This window comes from Streptomyces sp. SID14478, from assembly GCF_010548525.1.
Classification (GTDB): Bacteria; Actinomycetota; Actinomycetes; order Streptomycetales; family Streptomycetaceae; genus Streptomyces.
Genome location: NZ_JAAGMG010001271.1, coordinates 1 through 15587, shown reverse-complemented (window position 1 = coordinate 15587; position 15587 = coordinate 1). Strand labels below are relative to the sequence as shown.

The window sequence follows — 15587 nt, the reverse complement described above, 5'->3', positions numbered from 1 at the left end:
ATCGTCCTCGATCTGCGGGGCAACTCCGGCGGCCTGGTCACCGAGGCGGTCGGCGCGGCCTCGGCGTTCCTCGACGGCGGGCTCGTGGCGACGTACGACGTGCGCGGCGCGCAGCGCGCCCTGCACGCCGAGCGCGGCGGGGACACCACCAGACCGGTGGTCGTGCTCGTCGACAGCGGGACGATGAGCGCCGCCGAGCTGCTCACCGGCGCCCTCCAGGACCGCGGCCGCGCGGTCGTCGTCGGCACCCGGACGTTCGGCAAGGGCTCGGTCCAGATGCCGAGCCGGCTGCCCGACGGTTCCGTCGCGGAGCTGACGGTCGGCCACTACCGGACTCCGGCGGGCCGGAGCGTCGACGGGCGGGGCATCACCCCGGACCTGGAGGCCGACGACGACGCCCGGCAGCGGGCCGAGACAGTATTGAGTGGCCTCGGGGACCCCTCGTAGTGCGAAAATGGCCAGCACTATGGCCAAGGCAATGTACGTACCGAAGGAGTCCCAGCCCAAACAGGGCAAGGGCAAGGCGTCCGACGGGAAGGACGGCAAGCGCAAGATCGTCGCGCAGAACAAGAAGGCGCGGCACGACTACTTGATCATGGACACCTACGAGGCCGGCATCGTGCTGTCCGGCACGGAGGTCAAGTCGCTGCGCCAGGGGCGGACGTCCCTGGCCGACGCCTTCGTCCAGATCGACGGGGGCGAGGCGTGGCTGCACAACGCCCACATCCCCGAGTACAGCCAGGGCACCTGGACCAACCACGCCGTGCGCCGCAAGCGCAAGCTGCTCCTGCACCGCGACGAGATCGACAAGCTGGAGTCGAAGTCGCAGGAGTCGGGCCACACGATCGTGACCCTGGCGATCTACTTCAAGGACGGCCGGGCGAAGGCCGAGATCGCGCTCGCCAAGGGCAAGAAGGAGTACGACAAGCGGCAGACGCTGCGCGAGCAGCAGGACCGGCGGGACTCGGACCGCGCGATCGCGGCGGCCAAGCGGCGCCAGCGGGCGCGCGAGCGCTGAGCCCGTCAGGAATACGCTGGCATCGTCGTGCGTTGGTCACGTACGATGGCACTGTTCCTCACCGCAGGGACAGCGGATCGAAAGATCCACCTTGAAAAAACAACATGGGGATGATCGGTTTCGACAGCGGATGTCGAAGCAGGTGAAGCGTGTCGAGGAAGCGGCAATGATCTCGTAAACCATATGTCGCAACCAATAATCGCCAATTCCAAGAGCGATTCCCAGTCCTTCGCCCTCGCTGCCTAATAACAGCGACTGAAGGACCCTAAAAGGGTGTCAGCCCGGGAGTGTTCCCGACCCGGATCCTGGCATAATCTAGGGAACTAAACCATCGAGCCCGGTCACGGGGTTCGATGGGAAATCAAACAGTGACTGGGCCCGTCGGCGACTTGTTCGCGTGATCACCGGGGCCGAGAAAATCGAAGCGAACTGCACACGGAGAAGCCCTGCTGCTGCACCGTTGGACGCGGGTTCGATTCCCGCCATCTCCACCACCCCATGTGGCCCCTGATCTGTGAATTCGTTCACAGGTCGGGGGCTTTTTGTGTGCCGTGACGGATCCGCGGGGCGGTGTCCTGTTGCACTGGGTAGTTCTTTGGCAACCGAAAGGCACGAGTCTGGCCCTGCTTCTCCCTGGCGGCGCTTCTCGGCCGCCCGGCGGCGATCAGTTCACGCCAACTGTGGCCGACAGAGTAGGGATGCTCATGCCCGCCGCCGCGGTACCGGGTACGGTCGCACCAGCCGAAACAACAGGTGTGGCGAACGGGGTGCATGCGGCGTACGGGGGAGGAATGACGGTGTCAGCAAACGCACTCGTTGACGGACGTCCTGGACTTCGGTCGTGGCCGGAGGGGTCATGGACGCCGCTGACGGCGTGACGACTGCGCGTCGCCGTTCACCACGTTCCCCGCGCGAGTCGACGCCCTCACCGGCACGTCAAGGGCTGATACCGGGCCGCTCCAGGGCCCGACCGACGACATGGGCATCGCGGTGCTCGTTCACGCAGCGCAGAAGGCGCTTCCCGGCCCGCCTGACGCCCGAGGGGAGAGCAGAGAGCCATGGCCACAGCAGGGCACGACTCGGCACAGATGCAGCTCAACCAGATACCGACCGACCCCGGCGGCACGTCGAGTCCTCCTGGCGTTGCCGGCGGTCAGAAGGACTTGGCCTCGTCGCCTGCCGAGAAGAAGGCCGCGGCCAACGCGATCGAGCAGCACATCGAACCGGACACGAAGAAGGCCGGTAACCACGCCGACGAGCAGACCGGCGCGGTCGTCAAGGCGTTTGACGCCAAGGACGGCCAAGGCTGGGTGACTTCCTCCGCGGTGAAGAAGGCGCACAAGAAGTGGGACGAGCAGGTGCAGGGGCTGATGAACAGGCTCGGATCGGAGAAGAGCTCACTGCGGAGCGCCAACAGCGTCTTGCAGGGCTCGGACTTCGGCGTCCGCACCCAGGTGCGCGCCTCGTCACAACTGGACAGGTTCTGAGACCGACCGGTCCCGCTTCATCGCCGACCCAGCCGCATCCGGGGGAACCATGCCGACGTATCACGAGATCATGAGTACAGACCTGTCCACGCTCACCATCGCAGCAGAGCGATGGGACGGCCTGGCCGAGGAATTCCACAAGCAGGAGACGGCCTATCGCCGGGATGTGCACGGCATATCCATGGGTCCGACATGGTCCGGGCTGAGCGCGGACGCTGCCAACCGCACCTTCGACACCACGCTCAAGGAATTCCAGAACGCTCAGGTGGAGGGCAAGGCGATCGCCTCTCTCTTCCGGGATGCGCACACACAGTTCGTGGGCCTGCACAAGAAGCTGAAGACGGCCCGGGACGAAGCGATCAAGGCCGGCATGCTGGTGTCGGACCAGGGCGTGGTCACCTACGACTACAGCAAGCTCACCCAGAGCGAGCATCAGGCGCTGGCGCACGACCCTGATTACCAGGAGAGCGTCAGGACCGCCGTCGCCTCGTGGCAGCAGCGCATCGACCAGTGCGTGAAGGACGTGGCCGACGCCGACGAGGGAGTCGAGATCGCCTTCAACGCCGTCGTGATCGACTCCGTCGCCACCGACGGCACGACGAACGGGTTCAACGGCAAGGCGCAGGGCGACATCGAGAAGTACGAGGCTGACGAAGCCAAGGACATCTCGACACGCATCGACTCGGGCAAGGCAACTGCGGCCGATTACAAGGAACTTCAGCGGCTCTTCCGCGACAACTCGCACGACGAGGCATTCAGCCAGACCCTGCTCCATGACCTCGGTGCGCGCGGGACACTGAAGCTGTCCAACAACCTCGAAAGCCTCGGCCACTACGACGACAAGAAGAACGCCGGCCGGTACAAGGATCTTGGGCACGGGCTCGCGACCACGCTGGCCACTGCAACCCGCGATCCGGACTCCGCCTTCTACAAGCAATTCCGCGAGGAGATGCAGAAGGCAGGGACCGAGCAGTTCAAGGTCGACGGCCTCAGCCCGATTCCGGACGAGAAGGTTCGCGGCTATCAGAGCCTGGTCACGCTGATGCAGCAGGGGAATGGCTACAACGGCCAGTTCCTGGAGGACACCGCGGACGACATCCGGCACGCGGAGACGTCCTACATGGCGAAGGGCAACACCGAATCCGTCTGGGCCCTGCGCGACGATTTCAGCGGCAAGGACCGCGGCTGGTTCGCCAATGACCCGCTCGACGGGGTCCTCGGCATCATGTCCGAAGACCCCAAGACCAGCACCGAGTACCTGGACCCGGCGCACAACGACAACTTGAAGTACCTGCTGCACGGGCGGGACTGGGACACCGTCATCGACCACTATGCGACCCCGCCCGGCGGCACCACGCTCGGCATGCCGGTCATGGCGGAGGACGGGGACGTCCGCAAGGGGTTCGGCGCCGCTCTGGAGGCCGCCACGACAGGTGAGGCTCCAGGCAGCTACCACGATGTCGGCCGGCACACCGAGCCGCAGGCCCGCATCATGCAGAACACGATCAACACCCTGTACGACGACAAGCACGCGGATCACCTTCCGGCGGGTCTGACCAAGCCCCTTGCGCACGCTCTGACTTCGTACACGCCGGACACGCACGAGACGTACGCGGAGTCTTCGTCCAAGTACGACATCGGCTGGGACAGCCAGGGGTCCGTGTGGAGCGACGACAAGGGGGCGCACATGGCCGTGGGGCACCAGCGCCTCGCCGCCCTCATGCGAGGCGTCGCCGACGATCCGGAAGCGTTCGGCCATCTCTACGGAGCCGAGCAGCAGTACACCCACCACGTTCTGGAGAGCATCCCCCCGGACGCGAGCAAGACCACCATCAACGACCGCATCGTCGAATCATCCCGCGCCATGGGCGCCTATGACGGTGTCCGGTCGGACGTGATCTTCGACGAACGGTTCGAGAAGACGCAGTGGGCCGCCGATTTCAACCACGGCATCGGCACCGGCTTCAGTACGGCACTGCTGTTCAACCCCGTTGCCGACATCACCCCTGTGGGCGACGTCACCTCGAAGGCGATCGATGTGTGGGCATACGAGTCCAACAAGGAACACACCGCTGAGGCGAACGTAGAAGCCACCACGGAGAATGCCAAGACCTACGACGCCGGGCAGCGCGACGTCGACCGGATGGTCAGGGCCTGGGGCGACAGCCGCGGACACGGCATCGACAGCGACTGGACGAAGTCCTTCGTGCACGTCGGGCAGGACCAGTACGCCCACGGCCGCGACCGCACGCTCGATACCCTGCGCGCCGACCGCTGACGGACAGAAGGACGACACCGGCACAATGAGCACGACGCAGACCGATCACAGGCCCCGACGGATCCGCCCATGGTGGTACGCACTCGCGCTGCTGCTGAGCCTGGGGATCGTGGCATTGGTGCTGTACAGCACCGGCGTGTACGACTCGTGGCGCGACGGCCGCTCCCTGGACGAAGCCTGCGACGGCACCCTGGCCCAGGGCGGGCTCGCCTCCGCGCTGGGCTCCTCGGACCTGCGGGCCGACGCGGACGAGGGCGACAGCTCTTTGGCCGAGTGCTTCGTGAAGACGTCCGGTTCTGAAAAGGGGCGCGGCGTGAAGGTCACCCTTCGGTGGAGCACCGCGACGGCCCCCTCCGGCGACTCGACCTGGTACGACGAGGCCACGAAGGGACTGAAGGGCCAGGCCGCTCCGCTCGGCAACGGCTGGCCCGGCATCGTCAGGAACGACGGCACCTGGCAGATCGCCGTCGCGCTCGATTGCGTGAATCACAAGAACAAGGCCTTGGTCGCCTACGGCGATCTGTACGGCACGTCCGACCATGCAGCCCTGACGGGCCTGGGGCAGGTGACGTCCGAGACGGCCGCGAAGGCGGCCGAGAAGTACGGATGCCAGGCGAAGACCGGCAAGCGGATCACCGACGTGTCCACGTCGCGGCTCGGCACGCCGGGCACCACCGGCACGCCCCTGAAGAAGGCCCAGGGATCCTGCAGCGCCCTGCGAGGGCTTGCCGCCGAGGCGACCCGCAACGGGCTGACCGGAGCCATGGAGTACCCCGCGGACACGCACGCCCCGCAGGTCAACTGCTATCTCACGACGGCGTCCAAGAAGCCGGGCTACGGGCTGTACGCCTACTACGGCACCATGGCCCAGGATTTCCAGGCCGGCGGATTCCCCAAGTTCACCGAGGACTTCGCCCGGGCGACCGCCAAGTGCCCTCGGTCCGGCCAGGAGACCGTCTTCGTGATCTACCCGCTCTACGACAGGGACACCGAGAGCTACCCGGTCCACTACTCGGCCGAGTTCGCCAGGTCGGTGCTCAAGTCCTTCGCGGAGCACGAGGCGACAGCACGCGGCTGCTCGGACGTGCACATGGCTTCCCCGTCGTAGCCCGTCGCCGCCCTGGTCCGGAGGCACGGAGACGGGCGGTGGACTGAAGGTAAAGAACGGGTTTCTGCGCACAACCGTTTCTGCCCTTCACATGTCTACCCCATGAGTCACTCGACTCCCTCGTCTCACAGAGCCTCTTCACTCCCGTGGAGCGTCGGGGCCTCTTCTCAACTGGGGAAGTTTCATGCGCATACGTGCCAGCCTGGCCGCCGCGACGTTTTCTGGCGCCCTGGCTCTCACCGCACTCGCGGTACCGGCCGCTCAGGCCGACGACGCCCCCTCGCCCGCCGCGGCCGTCAAGTCGCACATGCTGGGCAAGGCGAAGACGCAGGGCAGGATGTCCGCCCGGTCCGTCGACGAAATCCAGGTCACGAAGGTCACCGTCAACGCCGGCAAGGACGTCGTCGTCGGTGGGACGCAGAAGAAGCGCTTCAACGTCTACGTGACGGCCACCAACCCCGCGGGCATCTACGGGGTCCAGGCGTTCCTGTGGCACGGCACCGACCTCTACAGCGGTGACGTCGACGGGGCCATCGTCTCGGAGAACGACGGTCTCTCGCAGGACTGTGAGCGCTGGAGCGCGACGAAGGCCACCTGCAAGGTCGTGCTGACCGCCGACCCGAAGGTGGACCTCTACGACAGCTCGCTGAACGGCAAGTGGAACGTGTACGCGGCTGCCACCGAGGACTCCGAGAACGGTCTGGAGTGGGCCACGTACCAGAACCACTGGGTCAAGCGCGCCGCCCAGATCAAGTCCTTCAACGCCGCGCCCGAGCCGGTGGCGAAGGGCAAGCCGATCACGGTGACCGGCAACCTGAGCCTGATCAGCTGGACCTACAAGAAGTACTACGGCTACAGCCAGAAGGTGCAGCTGCAGTTCAAGAAGGCCGGTAGCAGCACGTACAGCACGGTCAAGACCGTGACCAGCTCCTCGTCCGGTGCGCTGAAGACGACCGTCAACGCCACGGGCGACGGCACCTTCCGCTACTACTACCCGGGCAACAGCATCGCGTCCACGGCCACTTCGTCCGCCGACTACGTCGACGTGCGCTGAGCCGAAGCTTCATGACGCAGTGGGCCCGGCACCTCCACGAGGTGCCGGGCCCACTGCGTCGTCCTGCTTCACAGCGCGTGGAAGTAGGCCACCGCCAACACCATCACGATGAGCGCGCAGAGTACGGCGAGGGGGCCGACGGGTACGTACGTCTCCCCGTCCTCGTCGTCGTGGAGGTCGTACCGATCGTCCGAGCCCTGCAGAACTTCATCCACGTGCTCTGTCCTGTCTGATCCGGAGCGCGCTTCCCGCGCGATGTCGAGGTGGGGGAGAACAAGGTCGGTACTGCGGGTCAGGAGCCCGAGGGCCATTCCTGGGTGACGTAACTGCGGAGCCAGGTGCGGAAGTCCGGGCCCAGGTCCTCGCGTTCACAGGCGAGACTGACGATGGCGCGGAGGTAGTCGCCGCGGTCGCCGGTGTCGTAGCGGCGGCCCTTGAAGACGACGCCGTGCACCGGGCCGCCCACGCTCTCGTCGGCGGCGAGCTGCTGCAGGGCGTCGGTGAGCTGGATCTCGCCGCCGCGGCCCGGCTGGGTCTTGCGCAGTATGTCGAAGACCGCCGGGTCCAGCACGTACCGGCCGATGATCGCGTAGTTCGAGGGGGCGTCGGCCGGTTCCGGCTTCTCCACCAGATCGGTCACCCGCACCACGTCACCGTCCGCGGTGGTGCGCACCGCGGCGCAGCCGTACAGGTGGATCTGCGAGGCCTCGACCTCCATCAGCGCGATCACGCTGCCGCCGTGCTGCTCCTGGACCTCGACCATCCGCGCGAGCAGCGGGTCGCGCGGGTCGATCAGGTCGTCGCCGAGCAGCACCGCGAACGGCTCGTCGCCCACGTGCGGGGCCGCGCACAGCACCGCGTGGCCCAGGCCCTTGGGGTCGCCCTGGCGCACGTAGTGCATCGTCGCCAGGTCGCTGGACTCCTGGACCTTCGCCAGCCGGTCGGCGTCGCCCTTCTTCTGAAGCGCCGACTCCAGCTCGTAGTTGCGGTCGAAGTGGTCTTCCAGCGGACGCTTGTTACGGCCCGTGATCATCAGGACGTCGTCGAGACCCGCGGAGGCCGCCTCTTCGACCACGTACTGGATCGCCGGCTTGTCGACCACCGGAAGCATCTCCTTGGGAGTCGCTTTCGTGGCCGGCAGGAACCGGGTGCCGAGACCCGCGGCAGGGATGACGGCCTTGGTGATCCTGGTGTGCATGGTGATGTTTTGCTTCCCCGAGGTGATGTGGAGGATCACCTCGGGAAGCCCCCGCCGTGGCGGGAGCTTCCGTGGTGATCTTTAGTGACGTGCGGTGGTGACGGGAGGTCAGGCGCCGACGAGGTCGGCGTCGCCGCTGGACTGGGAGATGATCGCCGCGGGGACGTCCGCGCGGGCGGGCGCGGACGGCGCGGGAGCCGGGGTGCGCAGGTCGAGCGGGATGACCGGCGGCGTGGCGTCCTGGTTCAGGAAGACCTTGCGCACCGCGCGCTCGGCGGCGTGCCCGTCGTCGTACTGGACGAAGCGCCGGCGGAACGCGGCCCGCAGCTCGGCGGAGCGCTCGTCCTTCCAGGCACCGCTGCGGAAGACCTCGATGAGCTCGTCCTCGCTCGTCGCCGTGGCCCCGGGCGTCTCGCCCGGCTGCTGGGAGAGCAGGTCGAAGTACACGCCGCGGGCCTTGCTGTAGACCTCCCAGTCGTCGACGTAGGAGACGATGGGCCGGTCCAGGCAGGCGTAGTCGAACATGATCGACGAGTAGTCCGTGATCAGGGCGTCCGCGGCCAGGCAGAGGTCCTCCACCACCGGGTACTTCGACACGTCCTTGATCAGCCCGCGCTCCTGCAGGGCCTGCAGCTGCGGGTCGGCGCCGTAGAAGTAGTGGGCGCGCACGAGGACGACGTGGTCCGGGCCGAGTTCACGGCACAGTCGCTCCAGGTCGATGCGCGGCATGAAGCCCTTTTGGTAGTCCCGCACCGTGGGGCAGTAGAGCAGGGCGGTCTGGCCCTCCTTGATGCCGAGCTCGGTGCGGATGCGCGTGACGTCGTCCGCGGTGGCGCTGAAGTACACGTCGTTGCGCGGGTAGCCGGAGTCGACCGCCTCGAAGGCGCAGGGGTAGACGCGCTCCCAGACCTCGGTCGAGTGCTGGTTGGAGGAGAGGCTGTAGTCCCAGCGGTCGACGCGTTCGAGCATCTTGTGGAAGCTCATGTTCTTCGCGGCGGCGGGGAAGCGCTGCTGGTCGATGCCCATCTGCTTCAGCGGGGTGCCGTGGTGGGTCTGCAGGTGGATCTGGCCGGGCCGCTTGACGATCTCGTCGGCGAAGTTGACGTTGTTGACCAGGTACTTCGCGCGGGCCATGACCTCCCAGTACCGGGGGGAGCGGGTGACCACGTAGTCGACGCCCGCCGGGATGTTCTCCACCTCGTTCGGGCGCACCACCCACACGCCGTGGACCTGCGGGGCGAGTTCCTTGGCCTTGTAGTAGATCGCGGCGGGGTTGCAGGCGACGCCGCGGTTCCAGTACGCGCTGTACACCGCGAGGTTCTCGTCGATCGGGCGGCGCAGGTACATGCGGTAGAGCCGGTCGTAGGCCTTGCGGCCCAGCGCCGTCTTCATCTTGGACGCCCGCTTGCGCAGCTTCGCCCGGGTGGCGCCGGCCAGCTCGACGGCCGTGTAGGCCGGGTAGGAACCGCGCTCCAGGAGCTCGAACCGCAGACCGGCCGTGCCCTCGGGCTTCTGGAAGACGGCGGGCCGGAAGCGCGCGTACTGCTGCGAGGCCAGCTTGAAGAAGTCCGCGCGGTCCTGGGGAAGGATGCGGTCCTCGCGCACGAGCGTGAACAGGAAGTGGCTCGCCATCCGCTCGAAGAGCAGCGCGCGCACCGGCTCCAGGTGCGGCCGCTCGTCGAGGAAGGCGAACAGCCGGGCGTACTGCTCGAAGATCCCGAAGTGCTTGCGGCCGGGGGTGCGCATCGAGTTGCCCTGGCGCCGCTGGCGGTACTCCACGCAGACGTGCTCCAGGGCGGCGATGCGCTCCGCGGTGAGCATGGTCTTGTAGACCATCAGCGCGTCTTCGTAGATGCCGTCGGTGAAGGTGAACTCGTTGCCGACGTAGAACTCGCGGCGGTACACGCGGTTCCACACCACGGCGAACATCGTGAGGAAGTCGGGGCGCTCCAGGGCCGTGAACACGTCCGTGCCGGCCGAGGCGAGGAGCTCGCCGGCGGCGCTCGCCTGCACCCGGTTCGTCCAGTACGTACGGACGTGGTTGACCAGCAGGATGTCCGGGTCCTCGGTCAGCTCCAGGCGCTCGGCGACGGCCTCGAGGGCGCCCTCGGCCAGGGTGTCGTCACTGTCGAGGAAGAAGATGTAGTCGCCGGACGCGCGCAGTGCCCCGAGGTCGCGCGCCTTGCCGATGCCCTGGTTCGTCTCCAGGTGGATGGGGCGCACGCGGCTGTCCCGTGCCGCGTACTCGTCGAGGATCCGACCGCAGGCGTCGGGCGAGTGGTCGTCGACGGCGATGATCTCGAAGTCGCCGAAGGACTGCTCCAGGATCGAGTCCAGGCACGCACGCAGATAACCCTGAACTCGGTAAACCGGGACAACAAGGCTTATTCGGGGGTTTTCGGGGTTCTGCGCGTGGCTCACGTGAGTGGCTTTCTGGAGAGTGGGGGGAACCTTGGGATTCCTCGCCTGTGTGCACACATGCGTGGATGATGTGTGAACGCGAAGATGAAGATTACATGAGGACGTTTGCCAAGCCCCTTATGGAGCCCGAGTCTTGGGCGGTGCGCCGGTGATCGTCATCTCGCCCCCCACGCTTCCTCTGCGACCCGTATGACATGCGCGTTCAGGGTTGTGTCTCTGATCGAGGACACAACCCTCGCGATCGTTTGACGAGCAGAACGTGGTGATGGTTGTACGAAACCTGTGCATGTGATGTACGACACGCAAGTGAACAGTGGGATGAAGGCCGAAAGGTCCAGGGGTGGGTGGGTGCGAGTGTTTCGTGTGCACAGGCGAAGAACGTCGGCGCGAAGGCGTCCCGGAGGCATACGGGTCGCGGCGACCGCCGGCGTGTTCCTCCTGTTGGCCGTGTCGTCGTGCGCGGCGCCGCGGTCGGACGACGAGCCGGACGGCCGCGGCTGTACGAGCACGGCGGACTGCCTCGGGCGGATGACGCTGCGCGAGAAGGCCGGCCAGATGAACCAGGTGTCGACCGCAACCATCAAGGACAAGCCGCAGGACCTGGCCACGTACGGCGTCGGCTCGGTGCTGAGCGCGGTCGGCGGCAGCCCCACGGGGACCGGCGGCACCGCCGCGCAGTGGGCCGACATGGTCGACGGCTACCAGCGGCAGGCGCTGAAGAACCGGCTCGGCATCCCGCTGCTGCACGGCGTCGACGCCGTGCACGGGCACAACATGGTGCAGGGCACGACCCTGTTCCCGCAGCACATCGGCATGGGGGCGACGCGGGACCCGGATCTGGTGCGGCGTGCCGAGGACATCACCCGCCAGGAGGTCCTGGGCACCGGGATCCGCTGGGCGTTCGCCCCGTGCGTGTGCGTGCCGCGCGACGACCGCTGGGGGCGGACCTACGAGGGCTACGGCGAGGACCCGTCGATCGTGTCCCCGCTGGGCGCGGCCGCGGTGCGGGGCCTCCAGGGACCGCGCCCCGGCAAGGACGAGGTCATGGCCACCGCCAAGCACTTCGTGGGGGACGGCGGCACGACCTTCGGGACGGGCGACAACGGCTATCTGATCGACCGCGGCGACAGCCGCATGAGCGAGGCCGATCTGCGCAAGGTCCATCTCCCGGCGTTCCGCGCGGCGGTCGACGCGGGCGTGGGCTCGGTCATGGTCACGTACAGCAGCTGGAACGGGAAGAAGGTCCACGGCGACCGCTACCTGATCACCGACGTCCTCAAGAAGGAGCTCGGGTTCCACGGCATCGTCATCAGCGACTTCGCCGGCGTACGGGAGATCAAGGGGTCCGGTTACGCGGACCAGGTCGTCCGCGCCGTCGACGCGGGAATCGACATGATCATGGACCCGAGCCGCTACAAGGCCACCATCGACGCGATCGTCCAGGGGGTGCGGGACGGCCGCATCCCCTCCTCCCGCGTCGATGACGCGGTGCGGCGCATCCTGGACGCGAAGTTCTCCCTCGACCTGTTCAAGCACCCCTACGCAGACCGGGGTTACGCGAAGAACATCGGTTCCCCCGCGCATCGGGCCGTGGCCCGGGAGGCCGTCCGGCGCTCACAGGTGCTCCTGAAGAACGAGGGCGGCGCGCTGCCGCTGCCCAGGACCGGCACGTACAAGATCGCGGTGGGCGGCGACGCCGACGACCTGGGCCTGCAACTGGGCGGCTGGTCCGTCAGCTGGCAGGGCCACAAGGGGCGCACGACGACGGGGACGACGCTGTGGCAGGCCCTGCGGAAGACGACCGCGGGCACCGGCATCAGCGTGCGCAACGTGGGGGCCGCCACCTCGGGCGACTACAGCGCCGACGTCGGGATCTGGGTCGGCGGGGAGCGCCCGTACGCCGAGGGCCACGGCGACTCCGCGGACCTGGCGCTCGGCGGCGACAACGCCCGGCAGCTGAGCGCCCTGTGCGCCCGCGTGAAGGTGTGCGTCGCCGTCCTGTACTCGGGCCGCCCCCTGATCATCACGGACCAGCTCCCCGAGGTCGATGCCTTCGTGGCGTCCTGGCTGCCCGGCACGGAGGCCGAGGGCATCACGGACGCCCTGTTCGGCAAGGGCTTCTCCGGGCGGCTGCCGGTGAGCTGGCCGAAGGCGGTGGCGGACGAGCCGATCAACGCGGGGGACGGCAAGAAGGCCCTGTTCCCGCAGGGGTACGGGATCTCGCCGTACTGACGTCCACGGGGCCGGCGGCGCTGCATGTCCGGGGCTCCGGGGAGCGGGGCAGCGCGGGGGCGGAGGTCCCCGACGTACCTCGGTGCGCGGCTACGTCCTCACGCACGCGTGGGGTCTTGGTTGGGCCCTGCCTCTCCGGGATGCTCCTGAGGCATGAGCAGACCTGACGGACCTGTGAGACGAACGGCAAGCCTCAACTTCCGTACCAGGGCGCGACGGTGGGCCCTGCCCGCCGTCGTCGCTGTCGCCGCCGCGACGCTGTCGTGGGGCGGCTCGCCCGCCGGCGCCGACTCCGACCCCAGCGGACTGCCCGAGGCCATCGACACCATCCTCGGCGACCCGGGCATGGAGGGCGGCGCGGCGAGCGTGGTCGTGGCCGACGCCGCCACCGGCGAGACCCTGTACCAGCACGATCCGACGGGCCGGCTGACGCCCGCCTCCAACACCAAGCTCGCCACGTCGACCGCGGCGATGGAACTCCTCGGCCCCGACTACCGGTTCACCACCGACGTGCTGGCCGGCGGGCGGGTGCGCGGCGGGGTGCTCGACGGGGACCTGTACCTGCGCGGCACCGGAGATCCGACCGCCCTCGCCGCCGACTACGACAAGCTCGCCGCCGGGGTCGCGGCCGCCGGGGTGAAGAAGGTCGGCGGGCGGCTCGTCGCCGACGACACCCGGTTCGACGACCACCGGCAGGGCGACACCTGGGGCGCCGATGACGAGTCCTCCTACTACGCCGCCCAGATCTCGGCGCTGACCGTCGCGCCCGACACCGACTACGACGCCGGGACCGTCATCGTCGAGGTCGCGCCCGGCAAGAAGGCGGGGGACGAGCCCGTCGTGCACGTCACGCCGAGGACGCACTACGTGCACCTCGACGTCCGGGCCCGCACCGTCGGCGCCGGGGGAGAGGACGGCATCGCCGTCGAACGGCGGCACGGCACCAACACGATCACCGTCAGCGGGACCGTGCCGGTGGGCGGGGACACCGCCAAGGAGTGGGTCACCGTGTGGGAGCCGACCGGGTACGCGGCCGCCGTCTTCCGGGACGCGCTCGCCGCGCACGGCGTGCGGGTCGCCGGCGCCACCACGCTGGGGCGGGCCGCCCCGGCGGGTGCGAGACGGCTCGTCGCGCACGACTCCATGGCGCTGAAGGACCTGCTGGTCCCCTTCATGAAGCTGTCCAACAACATGCACGCCGAGGCGCTCACCAAGGCCATGGGGTACGCGGCGACGGGGCGGCCCGGGAACTGGGGCGACGGGATCGCCGCCATCGCCTCCTACCTCAAGGGCGTCGGTGTCGACGCCGGGAAGCTGCGGCAGGTCGACGGTTCGGGGCTGTCGCGCAAGGACAGCTTCGCCGCCCGGCAGATCGCCGATCTGCTGCTGTCCGTACGGCACGAGCCCTGGTACGCCGACTGGTACCGGTCGCTGCCGGTGGCCTGTGATCCGGACCGGTTCGTCGGCGGGACGCTGCGCTCGCGGATGTGCGACACCCCGGCCGCGCTCAACGCCCGTGGCAAGACGGGGTCGTTGACGGGGGCGTCGGCGCTCTCCGGCTACGTGAAGGACGCCGACGGGCGCGAACTCGTCTACAGCGTCGTCCAGAACAACTACCTCGTCGACTCCGTGAAGCCGCTGGAGGACGCGATCGTCGTGACCCTCGCCGGCTCGACCGCGAAGGAGGCGAAGGCCGTCACGCCGAGGTCCGCCCGGTCCCTGCCCGCCGCGGTGCGCGACGGGGACCTGGAGTGCTCGTGGCGCAAGCCGGCCACGTGCTGAGCCCTCGGACCGCGTGAGCCCCGCGTACTACCTGGTGCGTCGCGCGTAGCCATAGAGCGCGAGCAGCAGTGCCGTCGTCGCCGCGGTGACCGGCACGGTGTACGCCGCGGTGGGGCCCCAGTGCTCCACCGCGGCACCGCCCGCCGCCGAGCCGCACGCGATGCCGCCGAGCAGCCCGGTCACCGCCAGGGTCATCCCCTCGTTCAACTGCCCCTCGGGTGTGCGCTGTTGGACCAGGGTCATGCCCGTCACCATGGTCGGCGCCGTCGCCATGCCGGCGACCAGGAGCGCCCCGCCGAGGGCGTACAGGGAACCGGTGCCCCAGGCCGTGAGCAGCGGGAGCGTCATGAGCGCCGCCATCGCCGCGACGCACCGGGGGTGGCGCCGGGCGGCCGGACCGGACAGGTGCAGCGTGCCGTAGACGAGGCCGGCCGCACCCGAACCCGCCGCCTGCAGCGCGAGGACGACGCCCGCCCACGCCTTGTGGCCCTGGGCGTCGGCGAACGCGACCGTGACCACCTCCAGCGAGCCGAAGATCGCGCCCGTCGCCAGGAACGCGACCAGCAGCGGTGGCATCCCCGCAGCGCGCAGGGGCGTGCGCGTGGTCCTCGTACGGGGCCGCGCGGGCGGCTGCGTCGCACGCTGGGCGGCGAACACGAGCATGCCGCTCACCATCAGCACCACCCCCACGACGGCGCCCGCCTCCGGGAACAGCGCGCTGCACAAGAAAGCGGCCACGACCGGGCCCAGCATGAAGCACAGCTCGTCGACGGCCTGCTCGAAGGAGTTCGCCGTGTGCAGCGCCCGCGGGTCGTCCTTGAGCAGGTGCGCCCAGCGGGCCCGCGACATGCCCCCGGTGTTGGGGGTCGCGGCCGTCGGCAGGTAGGCCACGAACAGCGCCCAGTCGGGAGCGCCGAGGCGTACGCACAGCAGCAGGGCGAGCACCCCGCCGGCCGCCACCAGGGTCGCGGGCACGGCGACCTGGGCCTGCCCGCGCCGGTCCACCTGG

At 68.6% G+C, this 15587-nt stretch carries 12 protein-coding genes and 1 other RNA gene; 9 read left to right on the top strand and 4 right to left on the bottom strand.

The features are described 5' to 3' along the window. The 7 genes from G3I40_RS40750 to G3I40_RS40720 form a co-directional block, all read left to right on the top strand. The coding region (locus tag G3I40_RS40750) for a S41 family peptidase (protein WP_239092238.1) at positions 1-447 on the top strand (447 nt) is incomplete at its 5' end. A 19-nt stretch (positions 448-466) separates the two neighbouring features. After that, complete coding sequence (gene smpB / locus G3I40_RS40745; protein WP_164559851.1) at positions 467-1018, top strand: SsrA-binding protein SmpB; 552 nt, start codon at positions 467-469, stop codon at positions 1016-1018. A 106-nt stretch (positions 1019-1124) separates the two neighbouring features. Beyond that, positions 1125-1512: a transfer-messenger RNA gene (ssrA, locus tag G3I40_RS40740) on the top strand. A 564-nt stretch (positions 1513-2076) separates the two neighbouring features. Next, complete coding sequence (locus G3I40_RS40735; protein WP_164559850.1) at positions 2077-2505, top strand: hypothetical protein; 429 nt, start codon at positions 2077-2079, stop codon at positions 2503-2505. 70 nt (positions 2506-2575) lie between these two features. Then, positions 2576-4783, top strand: a complete 2208-nt coding sequence (locus G3I40_RS40730) for a DUF6571 family protein (RefSeq protein ID WP_164559849.1) — start codon at positions 2576-2578, stop codon at positions 4781-4783. 25 nt (positions 4784-4808) lie between these two features. Next, positions 4809-5891 (top strand): hypothetical protein, encoded by a 1083-nt coding sequence (locus tag G3I40_RS40725; protein ID WP_164559848.1) that lies wholly within the window; start codon positions 4809-4811, stop codon positions 5889-5891. A 184-nt stretch (positions 5892-6075) separates the two neighbouring features. Further along, positions 6076-6945, top strand: a complete 870-nt coding sequence (locus tag G3I40_RS40720; protein WP_164559847.1) for a calcium-binding protein — start codon at positions 6076-6078, stop codon at positions 6943-6945. Positions 6946-7013: 68 nt separating this feature from the next. On the opposite strand, the gene G3I40_RS40715 is transcribed toward G3I40_RS40720, so the two are convergent. The 3 genes from G3I40_RS40715 to G3I40_RS40705 form a co-directional block, all read right to left on the bottom strand. Beyond that, entirely contained in the window at positions 7014-7160 is a 147-nt protein-coding gene (locus tag G3I40_RS40715; RefSeq protein ID WP_164559846.1) for a hypothetical protein, read from the bottom strand. Positions 7161-7237: 77 nt separating this feature from the next. After that, positions 7238-8143 (bottom strand): UTP--glucose-1-phosphate uridylyltransferase GalU, encoded by a 906-nt coding sequence (gene galU / locus G3I40_RS40710; RefSeq protein ID WP_164559845.1) that lies wholly within the window; start codon positions 8141-8143, stop codon positions 7238-7240. A 108-nt stretch (positions 8144-8251) separates the two neighbouring features. After that, positions 8252-10564 carry a bifunctional glycosyltransferase family 2 protein/CDP-glycerol:glycerophosphate glycerophosphotransferase gene (locus G3I40_RS40705; RefSeq protein ID WP_164559844.1) on the bottom strand — a complete coding sequence of 771 codons (2313 nt, stop codon included), beginning with the start codon at positions 10562-10564 and terminating at the stop codon, positions 8252-8254. Between the two features lie 429 nt (positions 10565-10993). Here G3I40_RS40705 and G3I40_RS40700 point away from each other — a divergent pair, with 429 nt between their 5' ends. After that, positions 10994-12796 carry a glycoside hydrolase family 3 N-terminal domain-containing protein gene (locus G3I40_RS40700; protein ID WP_343245185.1) on the top strand — a complete coding sequence of 601 codons (1803 nt, stop codon included), beginning with the start codon at positions 10994-10996 and terminating at the stop codon, positions 12794-12796. 174 nt (positions 12797-12970) lie between these two features. Continuing rightward, positions 12971-14578: a D-alanyl-D-alanine carboxypeptidase/D-alanyl-D-alanine-endopeptidase gene (gene dacB, locus G3I40_RS40695; RefSeq protein WP_343245184.1), complete on the top strand. Its 1608-nt coding sequence runs from the start codon at positions 12971-12973 to the stop codon at positions 14576-14578. 27 nt (positions 14579-14605) lie between these two features. Here the strand turns inward: dacB and G3I40_RS40690 are convergent. Then, positions 14606-15587, bottom strand: a 982-nt coding sequence (locus G3I40_RS40690; protein ID WP_164559842.1) for an MFS transporter, incomplete at its 5' end; no start/stop codon positions are given.